This is a genomic window from Clostridium sp. NkU-1 (assembly GCA_001312405.1).
The window spans coordinates 1-13,635 of the sequence record BBDR01000002.1; the positions used below are offsets into that span (position 1 = coordinate 1).

Here is a 13,635-nt window from a genome sequence, read left to right on the forward strand (position 1 = left end):
CGTTGTGCTTGCACATAAGAAAAAAAATTTATGTTCCGTTTCCTAGGGCGATGCCCGTGAGGGAGTAAAGCCACAGGCTTTACTCCCTCCACTGCGGACTCTTGGTATACCAAACATATCTTACAACTGACTGGATAAGCTCCGCCCCAGAAAAACCCTGCAGGAAAGAGGAAAGGACCCAAATCGTTATGAATGAAATGTATGCAGAATGGCTAGTGAAGCGAAAGTCTCCGGCCTATACCATGTTGATAAAAATTGCGATGGGAATCCTGTGCGTGATTGCATTTTTCCTCTCCATATCCCCGGTTTTCGGAATCTTTGGAGTGATCATCCTGCTTGCAGCCGTTGCGGCCACATACTTTGTATTCCGCAACAGCGAAGTGGAATTTGAATATCTTTATGTAACAGGCACTCTTTCCATTGACCGGATTTACGGCAGAAGCAAGAGAAAAAAAGGCCTGGGAAGGTTCCATGGAAGGGATACAGATCGTTGCCCCTACCGGTTCTACAGAGGCCAGGGATCATGAAACAAAAAACATGAAGGTACTGGACTTTTCTTCTCACGTACCAGGTGCAAAGACCTATACGCTGATCAGCCAGTCCGGTGCTGAAACAACCAAGATCATATTTGAGCCTAACGATAAGCTGCTTCAGTGTATGAGGATGACAGCGCCCCGTAAGGTTGTAAAAGAGGTATAAAAGAAAAAAGGAACCAGGCGGTTTTGTAAAAGACCGTCCGGTTCCTTTTTATACAGGAAAGACAGCCCCCACTGTCCATGGAGGACGGAAAGAAACCGGAAAATGTCCGTTGACAACCTATGTAAAATTTGTTAAACTATGTAACTAACAAGTGAAAAGGCTTATTAGTATTATTAATAAAAATATAAAGAAGGAGAGGAAAAGTTAATGGGTACAATAATTGGCGAAGGCATTACTTTTGATGATGTGCTGTTAGTTCCGGCCTATTCAGAAGTCATTCCTAATCAGGTTGACTTAACGACCAATCTTACAAAGACCATCAAGCTCAATATTCCGCTTATGAGTGCAGGCATGGATACCGTTACCGAGCATCGTATGGCAATTGCATGGCAAGACAGGGAGGTATCGGTATCATCCACAAGAATATGTCCATAGAGGAACAGGCAGAAGAGGTTGATAAGGTAAAGAGGTCGGAAAACGGCGTCATAACGGACCCATTTTATCTTTCTCCGGAACATACATTAAAGGATGCGGATGAGCTTATGGGCAAGTTCCGTATTTCCGGAGTGCCGGTCACAGAAGGAAAAAAAGCTGGTGGGAATCATCACCAACCGTGACTTAAAGTTTGAAGAGGATTTCAGCAGGAAGATCAAGGAGTGCATGACTTCTAAAAACCTGGTAACAGCCAAGGAAGGCATTACCCTTATGGAGGCAAAGAAGATCCTTGCAAAAGCAAGGGTGGAAAAGCTTCCTATCGTTGACGATGATTTTAACTTAAAGGGCCTTATCACGATCAAGGATATTGAAAAGCAGATCAAATACCCCCTGTCCGCAAAGGATGGACAAGGAAGGCTTCTGTGTGGCGCTGCCGTAGGAATCACCGCCAATGTGCTGGACCGTGTGGACGCTCTGGTAAAGGCAAAGGTGGATGTGGTTGTTTTAGACTCCGCTCATGGCCATTCTGAGAACGTTCTCCGCTGCGTAAAGATGATCAAAGAGGCTTATCCGGCTCTTTCAGTCATTGCAGGGAATGTGGCAACCGGAGAGGCTACCAAGGCTCTTATAGAAGCAGGAGCAGATGCGGTGAAGGTAGGAATCGGACCAGGATCCATCTGTACCACCCGTGTGGTAGCCGGCATCGGGGTTCCCCAGATCACGGCTGTTATGAACTGCTATGCAGTTGCTAAGGAATACGGCGTTCCCATTATTGCTGACGGCGGAATCAAGTATTCCGGAGATTTAACAAAGGCCATTGCAGCCGGCGGAAGCGTATGTATGATGGGAAGCATGTTTGCCGGATGTGACGAAAGCCCGGGAACCTTTGAGCTGTATCAGGGCAGAAAATACAAAGTATACCGTGGTATGGGTTCCATCGCTGCCATGGAAAACGGAAGCAAAGACCGTTACTTCCAGACTGATGCCAAGAAGCTGGTTCCGGAGGGCGTGGAAGGCCGTGTGGCCTACAAGGGAATGGTAGAGGATACCGTGTTCCAGATGCTGGGCGGTTTACGGTCCGGTATGGGATACTGCGGAGCAATGAATATCAAGACCATGCAGGAAACCGGAAGATTCATAAAGATTACGGCAGCTTCCCTTAAGGAAAGCCATCCTCATGATATTCATATCACAAAGGAAGCACCTAACTATAGCATTGATGAATAAAGAGACGTTGGATAAGCCGAAGGCGAAGCCAATTTCCTCATAAACAAAGAGGTGGAGATCATAAAAGATTCTCCACCTCTTTAATTACCAGGGCAATGGATTCCGTTAAAGTCAGGTTTTCACAGCCCACCACATGATGATTGCATTTGTTCACCGGTATAAGGATCTTATAGGCACGGCTTTTACCGATGGCATCAGCCATGGCCGGAGTGATCTCTCCTAAGAGGGAATCGGCAATGACGATCCCAAGGGGACCGATGATAATATCCGCATCCCGGCTGGCTACAAGGACCGGATTCTCACCGGTTGCTCCTGCGTCGGCTCCCACCTTTAACATGGCGGAAGTAGCAATGGAATTGGTCCCGATTGCAATGACCGGAAGTTTGGGAAAGGATTTCTTAAGCTGGGCGATGACGGACTGCCCCATTTTGCCGCCCTGCCCGTCAATAATAACGATTTTCATAGCTTCCTCCTCATCCTTTATTGTATTATAGGAAAAGGAAGAAATCAAGTGGAAGGAGGGGCAATTGAAGAATTAGGCCTTTGCAACTTCGTCCTCTTTAATAAACAGGCTGGTGATGATAAATCCGGCAATGTATGCAATCACCAGGCCCAGAAAATAATTGAGCATATTAACCGGGCTGCTCATGATGGGAATGGCTAACAGGCCGGAAGGCTCCAGGCAATGCTCTTTACATGCATCAGCATTACATAGGCGCCGCCAAATCCGGCTCCCAATCCTGCAGTTATGAAAGGCTTGCCAAGGGGAAGGGTGACTCCGTAAATGAGCGGTTCCCCTATGCCTAAGAATCCTGATGGAAGTGCACCGATGATGACGCTCTTTAATCGTTTATTTCCGCTTCGTTTTGCTTTTAAATAGATGGCAATGGCAGCACCCACCTGACCTGCACCTGCCATGGCCAGGACCGGGAATAAGGAAACTCCGCCCATCTGTTCTAACTGAACCGCATAGATGGGAACCAGACCATGATGCAGTCCTAAAAGGACCAGGGGAAGGAATACGGCTGACATGATGTACCCGGACAGTACGCTGACTATGGGGTTGGCGGAATTTACAAGGAGGGATAAAGCCCAGACCAGACCGTCGGATAAAAAGCCGGCAGCAGGCATCAGTACCAGTACAAACAAGGTTCCGGTTATGAGTATACTTAAAAAGCCGGTCAGCATGATGTCAAGAACATCAGGAACGTGCCTGCGCACCCAGCGTTCTACTTTGGAGAGAACCCAGACGCCGATGATGACGCCGATGATCCCGCCCTTTCCGCTTATCAGTGTGGAGCTGTTTGGAATCTGTTCGTTATAAAGACCAAAGAATATTGAAATGTCCGTTATCTGCGGCATAATGCTCATGGAGCCGATCATGCCGCCCAGGGCAGGCGTGGCTCCAAAGCTTTTAGCTGCATTGATGCCGGTGTAAATGGTAAAATAACCGAGAAATGCACCGCCAAACAGCTTTAATACGGTAACGAGAAGGGTCCAGAAGCTGCCTTCCAATGCCTGCGCTGCTACACCCTGGCTGATGATATTGGCCACGCCATTGCATAAGCCGGCAGCAACGATAGCCGGAATCATTGGAATAAAGATATCGGAAATCACCCGTATGCTGCTCTTTAGCCCGCTGCCTTTCTGACCGGATTTAACCGCTTCTTTGTTTTTCTGCCAGGAGGCACCGGTGGAGAGCCCTTTGCCGCCGACCTCGTTTGGGATCCCCATGTCCATGCAGATATCCATGAGTTTTCTGGCTTTTCCAGGTCCGACTACCACCTGTACATCAATTCCGCCTGAAACCAGGCCAAGAACTCCTGAAAGTTCTTTTAACGCCTCCGCCTGCACCTGATCCGGGTCTTTTACCTTTAAGCGAAGGCGTGTCATGCAGCTTGCCGCGGCTGCCACATTTTCTTTCCCTCCCGATAATTCCAGGATATTTTGAATCAATGCTTCATTTGTCATAATAAACACCTCCATTGTCATCTTACTTCAATCTACCATGATTGGATTCCTTATCCTTATACGCTTCGTCGAAAGGCTCAAAATACGACGGGTTTTTCTTGGAAATGTGTGTTTTCCGCCACTGGGCCAGGGAATATTCGCTGTTGCGGTTGGCGTATGCAGTATACAGTATATCGATGATGTTTAACTGGCTGATCCGGCTTCCCATGGCTCCGCTCCTGAAAATGGATTCATTGGCAGCCACGTAAAGGTTGTAATCCGACATTTCCGAAAGCGGTGATACGGCAAAACGGGTGATCAGGATAAATTTCGCCCCCACCTGCTGCATGGTCCTGGCACATTCGATCATTTCCATGGTTCTGCCGGAGTAGGAGATCATCAGTCCCATATCATCCCGGCTCATGTTACGGGCCTGTAAAAGCTGGGAATGCCAGTCATCATTTAAGATGCAGGCTTATTGATCCGGAGGAATTTAAGGTAAGCATCCCGGGCCACCAAAAGGAAGAGCCGATTCCGAATAAACAGATCGTACGGCATTGGCACAAGCGGTCAATGCAGCTTTTCATGACGGATAAATCAGTTAAGTTTCTGGTATCCTCTAAGGAGGCGATGTTTTTATATGTAATTTTGTCGATGATCTGTTCCAGAGAATCGTTCTCCGTAATTTCCTCCATCTTTTCCCTGGTGTTCTCCTGGCGGATGGCCAGTTCGCAGATCAGGGCAGCTTTCATTTCCCTGTACCCGGAGAAGCCAAGCTCATGGCATAGCCGGATAACGGTGGAAGATGAGGAGAACCCTTTTTCCGCCAGAGCATGAACCGAAAGCTTCACCGCCTGCTCCGGAGTGTCCATCAGGTACCGCACAACACCGGTCTCTGCGGCGCTCATCTCTTTTTGATATTCTCGCAAACGAACCAGTACACTTTTCATTTACACTTCCCCTTTGTCATGGTTTAATATATGCGGCATGGATTAATAGTTCGAGATATTGGGCTTCTTATGAAATTTTATGCCATACATTGGAAGAAATGTCTGGATTTTGCCTTGTTCTATGCCAGAAGTTGGGCAATTTATTGACCTTTATACAAGATGAGCCTATAATGGGACCATGAAAACCCATGGGTTTAAGGAGGTCTTCTATGAAAGCGGATTTTCATATGCATTCCTGTTTTTCTGACGGAAGTGAAACCATTATGCAGATTTTTTCCCTGGCAAAGGAGCAGGGCTTAAAGGCAGCTGCTATAACGGACCACGATACCATATTGGGCATGAAAGAAGAAGAGAAGGCGTCAAAAAAAGTACCGCATTCCTTATATACCGGCTGCGGAGTTTACGGCATCAGAAAAGGGAATGAAATTTCATGTGCTGGGATATGGGATGGATCCGGATAATCCGGAATTGCTTCGTTATTCCAGCTGTTTTCTGGAACAGATGAATGAGCGGTCCAGGCTTCAGATCCGCAAAATGCAGCAGGCTGGAATTGAGATTGAAGAAAAGGAGTTTTTTGAAAAGGCAGGAGGCGGGCCTCTATACAGGGCAAAGCTTCTTGGAGTTCTGGCTGACCATGGACTCCTTAGAAGAGAAGAAATTATGGAAAGCCTCCACTCTTATTTCGGTAAGGGCGCTCCTTTTGAGGAAGAGGATCATTTTCCTTATAAAAGTTTTTATCAAGTATGCACTATGATAAAGGAAGCTGGGGGAAATGTGGTTTTGGCCCACCCAGGGAAAATAAAGAGAAAAGACGGACCGCTTTATCATGCGCTTTTAAGGGAAGAGTGCCTGGATGGACTTGAGGTTTACCATCATGATAATCCGGAAGCTGTTCGGGAAGAATTACTGGCTGTGGCTGGGGACAGACATCTAATGGTCACAGGCGGCAGCGATTATCACGGTATTTATATGAAGAAACCAGCTCTTCCGGGAGCTGAGGAGCTGCCGGAAGAACTGGCGGAGGGATTAAAGCATCTGTTGTCCGGTTACTTCTGCTTGTGAGGAAGCCTTCCCCGGAAGAACCGTTTCTTTAATTCGGAAAAGTGGAAAGGAATTAAGGGATAGATATAACTCTTTCCGGCTATGGTTTTGTTAAAGACAACGGCGAATATGGAAAGCGCCACGCCGGCCACAAATCCCCAGAAGTTTAACAATGCGGTGGTGACCAGCATGATCATACGCATGAATTTGAAGGCATAGCCCAGCTCAAAGCTTGACTGGGAGTAATTGGCAATGGTCACAAAGGACATATAAAGCATGGTCTCACTGTTGAACCAGCCGGATTTTACGGAATATTCACCCAGTACAATACCGGCGATCACACTGAGAGGCGTGGTCAGCATGCTGGGGGTGTTGACTGCGGCAAGCCTTAATCCGTCAATGGCAAATTCCAGGATCAGGAGCTGGAAAAGCAGGGGCACCTGGGGATCCTCAGACAAGCGGATGAATTGGAGCCAGGAGGGGATTATTTCCGGATTTTGCATGAAAAGCAGCCACAAAGGCGTTAAATACAGGGTCAGAATAGAAATGACCAGGCGGGACAGCCGCAGATAGGTCCCGGTCACAGGCGGGAAATAATAGTCATCGGCTTCTTCAATGATATCAAAGACAGAGGACGGTAAAATCATGGCAGAAGGAGAGTTATCCACCAGGACAATGATGTTTCCCTCCAGTATGGAAGCGGCGGCAGTATCCGGCCGCTCGGAATATTTGAATTTAGGGAAAGGGTTGAACCATTTATAGGGATAAATGCATTCCGCAAGGCTTTCCTGGTTCATGGTAAGGGCGTCAACCTTAAGCTTGTTGATCCGGTCCTTGATCATGGTGAGAAGCTTTTCATCATGCCGTCCCTTGAAATAGCAGATGGCAATATCCGTGTGGGAGCTTTCCCCGGCATTTATGACTTCGATGGTAAGCTTGGGATCGCGGATCCTGCGGCGGATGAGAGCGGTATTAAAAACCAGGGTTTCCACAAATCCATCCCTTGACCCTCTGAGAACCTTGTCCTTTTCCGGCTCTGAAACGCTTCTGATGGGATAACTGCGGCAGTCTACTGTCAGGCATTTGTCATAACCGTTAATAAACAGGCAGGATATTCCGGATAAGAGCTGCTTGATCATGGCTTCCTCGTCTTTTACAAGGCCCACCTGACCATAAGGAAGATACCTTTTGGAAAATTCATGGGCATCCGGCGGCATATCCGCCGCCTTAATGGAAAAAAAAGCTGTCCAGGATCTTCTGCCACGCATCACTTTGAGTAAATCCTTCAATGAAGTAAAGACATGCTTCCTGTTCCCCGATATAAAAAGTCCGGTAGACGATATCAAAGTTTCCGGCTACATCAAGCTTTGTGCCTAAATGGTTCATGTTATTGGAAAGGCTGTTGGTAAATTCCATGGCGATTATCTCCTTGCAAATAAAATAGCGAAAATACGGCAATAAAGTAAGTATGTGCATTTTCCATGAAATTATGTTTTATAAATTCTGTATGCATGATAAGGGATTTCGTACCGGTCTTGTATGAAAAGATATGAGAATGAACCTTTTTTTATAAAAAGATTTTTAGTAAAATGTACTAAAAACGTTGACTTTTTAGGCAATAGATGGTATTATCGTCCATGTGAGAAGCACAAAGGGGTTTTTTGTGTGCGTGATTTTGGCATGGGGATGCCAGGTAGCAGAAACTGAATAATGTGACGGTTTCAGATCGTGACGGAGGATTGCCTTCTGTGGGGGAAGGGCAGTCCTCTATTAATTTAAAAAAAAGATTGATACAGGAGAAGGATTTACATATAATATCAAGAAATCCCTTTCAGGGATACTCTTATACCCTGAAAGGTTGAGCGAAAAAGAGAAATCCCGTCCAGGGATACCTTTATGCCCGGAGAGACAGGGCAAAAATAAAGAAATGAGGAGGATTTTTATGTGGGAGAAACTGAGGAGAGATAAGCGCGCCCGTAATGCGATAACGACCATGGCAGTTGTAGTCTCCGCACTTTTGCAGACCTATGTTATCCAGGCATTTATCAAACCGGCAGGTCTTCTGTCAGGAGGTTTTACGGGTATTGCAATTTTAGTTGACCGGGTGACGTCCCTGTATGGATTTAATATTTCCACTTCCCTGGGCATGATCGCTTTGAATATTCCGGTGGCATGGGCCTGCAGCAGGAATATCAGCAAACGGTTCACTTTTTTTTCCCTGATGCAGGTTTTCCTGACCAGTGGTTTTTTTAAGGATATTGAATTTTTCACCTATATTTGAAGACCGGCTTTTAAATGTTATTTATGGCGGTGTCCTCTATGGCTTTGGCATTGTTCTTGCTCTTAAGGGCAACGCTTCCAGCGGGGGAACGGATTTTATTGCCCTGTATGTTTCCAATAAGACGGGCAATTCCATCTGGTCCCAGGTTTTTATGGGAAATGTGCTGCTGCTTTGTATTTTCGGAGGGATTTTCGGATGGGATTATGCAGGGTATTCCATTTTGTTTCAGTTTGTAGGGACGAAAGTTATCTCTACTTTTCACCACAGATACGAAAGAGTTACCCTCCAGATCACTACGGTGGAGGGGCCAAAGCTTGCGAATAAATACGTTGAGGCCTTTCATCATGGAATTTCCTGTGTGGATGCGGTGGGAGGCTACAGCAAGAAGAAGATGTATCTTCTTCATACCGTGGTTTCTTCCTATGAGGTGGCGGACATTGTAGCGCTGTTCCATGAGGTGGATGAGCATGTGATCGTAAACATGTTTAAAACCCAGCAGTTTTACGGAACTTTTTACAGGGCGCCCATGGAATAATCCCGGCGGTCCCTTAAAATGAAAGGGAGACTTTTACTGCTTAAAGATAATGCAGTAAAAGTCTCCCATAACAGGTTTTATAACAGTTATTTTTTAAAAATAGCGGGAAACCGTTTTCTTTTCAATTTGCTGAACCAGTTAAAATATATGATGAACAGTAATGAGGTGGCGGCCCAGGTCAATGGGTAGCTGAAAATCACGGTCTCAATGGTGGGACGCAGGGGAACTGCCACACAGATCCAGATAATGCGGAGCGCACAGACTCCGAGGCTGGTGAGTATCATGGGAATCCAGCAGTCACCGGCTCCCCGGAGAGAACCGGAGTAAATCTCTATGCAGACGTAGGTAAAAAGTGTTGGGGCAAGGTAACGGAGTATTTCCGTTCCTTTTTCAATTACAGCCTCATCGGTGGTAAACAGCAGATATATGTAATTTCCAAAGGTATAAAGAAGAACGCTGAGTACGGCAGCGGAAGCAAAGCTCATGGCCATGCAGACCCGGATTCCTTTGTAGACCCGGTCCTTTTTCCCTGCTCCATAGTTCTGTCCTACAAAGGTAGTGATGGAAATACCAAAGGCGCTGATAATCATCCAGAATACGCTGTCTATCTTTCCATAGGCTGTCCATGCTGCAATGGTGTTGGTTCCCAGAGTATTGACGCTGGACTGGATGATGATGTTGGAAGAGGAGTACATAACGGACTGAAGTCCTGCGGGAAATCCGATCCTTATGATGCGGCCCAGCATGTCCCGGTCGATCCTGATGGCCTTTGGCACCAGTTGGTAGGCTTCCTTTGTCCTTATTAAAACCAGGATCACAAGAACGGCGCTGACTAACTGGGAGATTATGGTGGCAAGGGCCGCTCCCATGACGCCCATATGCCAGTAGACCACGAATATGATATCCAGGATGATATTGGTGAAGCAGCTTGCAATCAAAAAATAAAGAGGGCGCCTGGAATCCCCGATAGCCCGCAGGATTCCTGCGCCCATATTATAAACAAGATTTGGAATCACTCCTGCAAAGTAGATCCGTATGTACAGAACTGCATAGTATAAGATCTCATCAGGTGTTCCCATTGCCATTAAAGCATAAGGCGCTGCCAGGATGCCCACAACCATGACGATTGCTCCGCATATGATGGAAAATGCGATTGCAGTGTGGACTGCCTGGCTCACCCGTTCCTCCTGCCTGGCTCCGTAAAACTGGGAAATAATGACACTGGCACCGGAAGAAAGCCTATAAAGAACCCGATCAAAAGATTAATAAGGGGTCCTGTAGGGCCTCCAACGGCTGCCAGTGCTTCCTTTCCTACAAACCGCCCCACAATGACTGCATCGGCGGTATTATAAAGCTGCTGAAAAAAAAGTTCCAAACAAAATGGGAAAGAAAAACAGAAGAAGCTGTTTCCATATCACTCCCTCTGTAATCTGATTATGCTTAAGTACATCTGCTGTGTCCGCTTTCTCGTTCATATCCGTTTCATCTTTCCTGTCCATGCTTTCCGGACATAGAGGGATACCCGCAGTGTATCCTCATTCAAGTAATTATGTAGTCTTTTTTTTCCATTATACTGTCTAAAATGGAAAATACAATCCCCGTCCTTATTCAGTTATCTGCGCCTTTGTAATAGCCTGGTCCACGGCCTTTAGAAGCACGCCCGAGGTATAGCGGGTTTCGGTTGAATAGGAGATGTTCTTTGTGGATTGGTTTTTAATAATCTGCTGTGACAGGTTATCCATGGCCGGCTGCATCAGGGGATACATGGTGGTAACGGCTTCGCTTAAGGGAACCAGGGTAACGGAAGTGATTTTTTTGGAGTCAACCGTAACCTCTACGTTGATATCCTGGCTGTTCAGCGTAATGACAGAGGAATACACTCCCGGAACATAGTGCACAGGATCGCCGGAAGTCGGGACAGTATCCTTCTTCGGACGGAACATGACTAAAAACAAAGTGATGAGTAGGATTCCAAGGCCGACGAAGATTGCGGTATAGATGATTTCTTTCATTCGTAAAACAACAATTTTTGTTTTTGAGCTCATAAAAAAAAGCCCTCCGTACAGTTTTGTTATAATGTATGAAAGGGGCCAAGTGTTTCATACCTAAGATTTCATTGTTGGAGAAGGAAATCTGTGTTAAGATGATAAACGAACACGAGTTTTGTTTTCCGCATAGAAAGGAGGCGAAAAGCTATGTCTCTTCAACTGATACTTGGAGGATCCGGTTCCGGCAAGACCTATCGTCTTTATACGGAATTGATCCGCCAGTCCATAGAACAGCCGGATACCCGGTATATCGCCATTGTACCGGAACAGTTTACCATGCAGACCCAGAAGGAGATCGTTTCCCTTCATCCAAACCACGGGGTCATGAATATTGATATCGTAAGCTTCAAACGTCTTGCCTACCGGGTATTTGAGGAGCTTGCCATTTCAAATCCCCAGGTCCTTGACGATATGGGAAAATCCATGGTGCTGCGGAAGGTTGCTGCCAATAAGAAAAAGGATCTGGTCCTTTATAAAGAACACTTGTCAAAGTCAGGTTTCATCTCCCAGCTAAAGTCCATGCTGTCAGAGCTTTACCAGTACGGCGTATCACCGGAAATGCTGAGTGAGGAGATACCGGATACCATAAGTCCCATGCTCCGTCAGAAGCTTTCGGATATCTCTGTCATTTATCAGGGCTTTAAGGACTACATCAAAGATAAATATATCACCACGGAGGAGATTTTAGACGTACTGTGCAGAGTTCTGCCCCGGTCTGAGCTGATTAAGAACAGCGTGATCACCCTTGACGGCTATACCGGCTTTACTCCGGTCCAATACCGGATCCTGGAGTTGTTTCTCCGTTACAGCAAACGGGTCATAGTTACCGTGACCATAGATCCTGCTGAAAACATAAGCAGAAGATCCGGAGTTCAGGAGCTGTTTTACATGAGCCGTCAGATGATCTGGAAATTAAATGAGCTGGCAAAAGAGACAGAGGCAGGAAAAGAGAAGGATATCCTTCTTAAGAACCATCCTGCTGTCCGTTACCTGGGAGAGCCGGAAGGGGAGGACCGGGAAGGGCAGGGCTGCGGGGAAAATGCCCTGGATTTTCTGGAACAAAACCTATACCGCTATAAAGGGAAATCCTGTCATGAGGTTTCCGGTTCCATACGCCTGATTAAGGCTTTAAATCCAATGGAGGAAATCGCCTTTGTGATCCGTTCCATGGAAGAGGAGATTCGGAGCCAGGGACTTCGTTACCGGGATATGGCGGTCATTACCGGGGATATCGGGGGCTATTCCAATGAAATCATTCATCAGTTTCAGCTAAATGGAATCCCTTATTTCCTGGACAATAAAAAAAGCATTTTAAAAAATCCTATGGTGGAGCTGATCCGGGCTGCCATGGAGATCATTCAAAAGGATTTTTCCTATGAATCTGTTTTCCGGTATTTAAGAACCGGTCTCATTATATCCAAAGAGGATGAAGAAAAAACAGACCGCCTGGAAAATTATGTCATTGCCATGGGAATCCGGGGATTTAAAAAGTGGGATACCCAGTGGGAAGGCTGGTACAGGGGAGGCAAGGAGCTTAATCTGGAAGAATTAAACGAATTTCGGGAAGAGATCATGGCTCCCTTAAGACGCTTAAGAGAGGCATTTAAAAACCCGGATTCCACAGCAGCCTCTATGACAGGGGCAGTGACAGCCCTGCTTATGGAGACCGGGATCGAAGAAAAGATGCTGATCTCCTCGGAAAAATTCCGGGCAATGGGAGAATTCACCCTTGCCATGGAATACAGCCAGGTTTACGGGCTGGTCATGGATTTATTTGACCGGCTGGCAGGGCTTTTGGGAGAAGAACATGTAAGCCGCAAGGAGTATGGAGAAATTCTTGACGCCGGATTTTCTGAGATCCAGGTAGGGCTGATTCCGGCCACCCTGGACCGGGTGGTGGTGGGAGATATCACCAGAACCAGGCTGGATCACATTAAGGTATTGTTTTTTGTCGGGGTCAACGACGGGATCGTGCCGGTGAAAAAGGAAAAAAGCAGCCTGTTTACGGACCGGGAAAGAGAATTTCTGGGAAATCATGATATGGAGCTGGCTCCTACTGCCAGGGAAGAGGGATTACGGCAAAGGTTTTATCTTTACCTGGCCCTGACAAAACCGGAGAAGCGGCTGGTTTTATCCTATGCAGCCATGGATGGCAGCGGGAAAAGCCTGCGCCCCTCTACTTTGGTGGGAGAACTGAAAAGGCTGTTTCCCGGCCTTTTGGAGACCGCCCCCTCCAGGCTGGGGGTTCCCCTGTCCATGAGAGAGGCAAAGGATCAGCTGGCAAACGGACTCCGTGAGTATGGAAAGACCGGGGAAGACAGGAAGCTATTGGAGCTTTTAAAGGCATTTCTTTTGTCTGAGGACCACAGAGAGGAAGGAAAGAGGCTGGCAGAAGCCGCTTTCTATGCCTATGAGCAGAGGGGAATCGGGAAAGTGGCAGCAAAAGCCTCTACGGTTCTGTTATAAGCG

Annotated in this window: 10 protein-coding genes and 4 pseudogenes; 7 read left to right on the plus strand and 7 right to left on the minus strand. The window is 46.8% G+C overall.

What is annotated here, in order from left to right; translation table 11 throughout:
• Nucleotides 1-188: 188 nt before the first annotated feature.
• From JCM10519_RS02595 to guaB, 3 genes and pseudogenes are all read left to right on the plus strand, one after another.
• Entirely contained in the window at nt 189-527 is a 339-nt protein-coding gene (locus tag JCM10519_RS02595; RefSeq protein WP_347842944.1) for a DUF6106 family protein, read from the plus strand.
• Nucleotides 528-537: 10 nt separating this feature from the next.
• Nucleotides 538-699, plus strand: a complete 162-nt coding sequence (locus tag JCM10519_RS25705; RefSeq protein WP_347842945.1) for a hypothetical protein — start codon at nt 538-540, stop codon at nt 697-699.
• Nucleotides 700-906: 207 nt separating this feature from the next.
• Nucleotides 907-2,361: pseudogene (gene guaB, locus JCM10519_RS02600) on the plus strand (IMP dehydrogenase).
• Nucleotides 2,362-2,419: 58 nt separating this feature from the next.
• Here guaB and JCM10519_RS02605 read toward each other — a convergent pair.
• The 4 genes from JCM10519_RS02605 to JCM10519_RS25715 form a co-directional block, all read right to left on the minus strand.
• Nucleotides 2,420-2,824, minus strand: a complete 405-nt coding sequence (locus tag JCM10519_RS02605) for a DUF3842 family protein (RefSeq protein WP_054737852.1) — start codon at nt 2,822-2,824, stop codon at nt 2,420-2,422.
• 197 nt (nt 2,825-3,021) lie between these two features.
• Nucleotides 3,022-4,332, minus strand: a complete 1,311-nt coding sequence (locus tag JCM10519_RS02610) for a PTS transporter subunit EIIC (protein ID WP_347842946.1) — start codon at nt 4,330-4,332, stop codon at nt 3,022-3,024.
• 22 nt (nt 4,333-4,354) lie between these two features.
• Nucleotides 4,355-4,735: an SIS domain-containing protein gene (locus JCM10519_RS25710; protein WP_347842947.1), complete on the minus strand. Its 381-nt coding sequence runs from the start codon at nt 4,733-4,735 to the stop codon at nt 4,355-4,357.
• A 34-nt stretch (nt 4,736-4,769) separates the two neighbouring features.
• The gene (locus tag JCM10519_RS25715) at nt 4,770-5,261 is read right to left on the minus strand and encodes a MurR/RpiR family transcriptional regulator (protein WP_347842948.1); all 492 of its coding nucleotides are present in this window, start codon (nt 5,259-5,261) and stop codon (nt 4,770-4,772) included.
• A 209-nt stretch (nt 5,262-5,470) separates the two neighbouring features.
• Here JCM10519_RS25715 and JCM10519_RS02620 point away from each other — a divergent pair, with 209 nt between their 5' ends.
• Nucleotides 5,471-5,722 (plus strand): PHP domain-containing protein, encoded by a 252-nt coding sequence (locus JCM10519_RS02620; RefSeq protein ID WP_054737853.1) that lies wholly within the window; start codon nt 5,471-5,473, stop codon nt 5,720-5,722.
• Nucleotides 5,682-6,323: a hypothetical protein gene (locus tag JCM10519_RS02625; protein WP_347842949.1), complete on the plus strand. Its 642-nt coding sequence runs from the start codon at nt 5,682-5,684 to the stop codon at nt 6,321-6,323. Before JCM10519_RS02620 ends, JCM10519_RS02625 begins: the two co-directional genes overlap by 41 nt.
• On the opposite strand, the pseudogene JCM10519_RS02630 reads toward JCM10519_RS02625, so the two are convergent.
• A pseudogene (locus tag JCM10519_RS02630) lies at nt 6,308-7,718 on the minus strand (spore germination protein). The gene JCM10519_RS02625 and the pseudogene JCM10519_RS02630 sit on opposite strands and share 16 nt — an antisense overlap.
• Nucleotides 7,719-8,244: 526 nt before the next feature.
• Here JCM10519_RS02630 and JCM10519_RS02635 point away from each other — a divergent pair.
• A pseudogene (locus JCM10519_RS02635) lies at nt 8,245-9,118 on the plus strand (YitT family protein).
• An 86-nt stretch (nt 9,119-9,204) separates the two neighbouring features.
• Here the strand turns inward: JCM10519_RS02635 and JCM10519_RS02640 are convergent.
• Both JCM10519_RS02640 and JCM10519_RS02645 read right to left on the minus strand, forming a co-directional pair.
• Nucleotides 9,205-10,593 (minus strand): annotated as a pseudogene (locus tag JCM10519_RS02640) (MATE family efflux transporter).
• A gap of 129 nt (nt 10,594-10,722) precedes the next feature.
• A complete protein-coding gene (locus tag JCM10519_RS02645) occupies nt 10,723-11,163 on the minus strand; it encodes a hypothetical protein (RefSeq protein WP_054737855.1) in 441 nt (146 codons plus the stop codon).
• Nucleotides 11,164-11,313: 150 nt separating this feature from the next.
• Here JCM10519_RS02645 and JCM10519_RS02650 point away from each other — a divergent pair, with 150 nt between their 5' ends.
• A complete protein-coding gene (locus JCM10519_RS02650) occupies nt 11,314-13,632 on the plus strand; it encodes a hypothetical protein (protein ID WP_347842950.1) in 2,319 nt (772 codons plus the stop codon).
• The last annotated feature ends 3 nt before the right edge of the window (nt 13,633-13,635 follow it).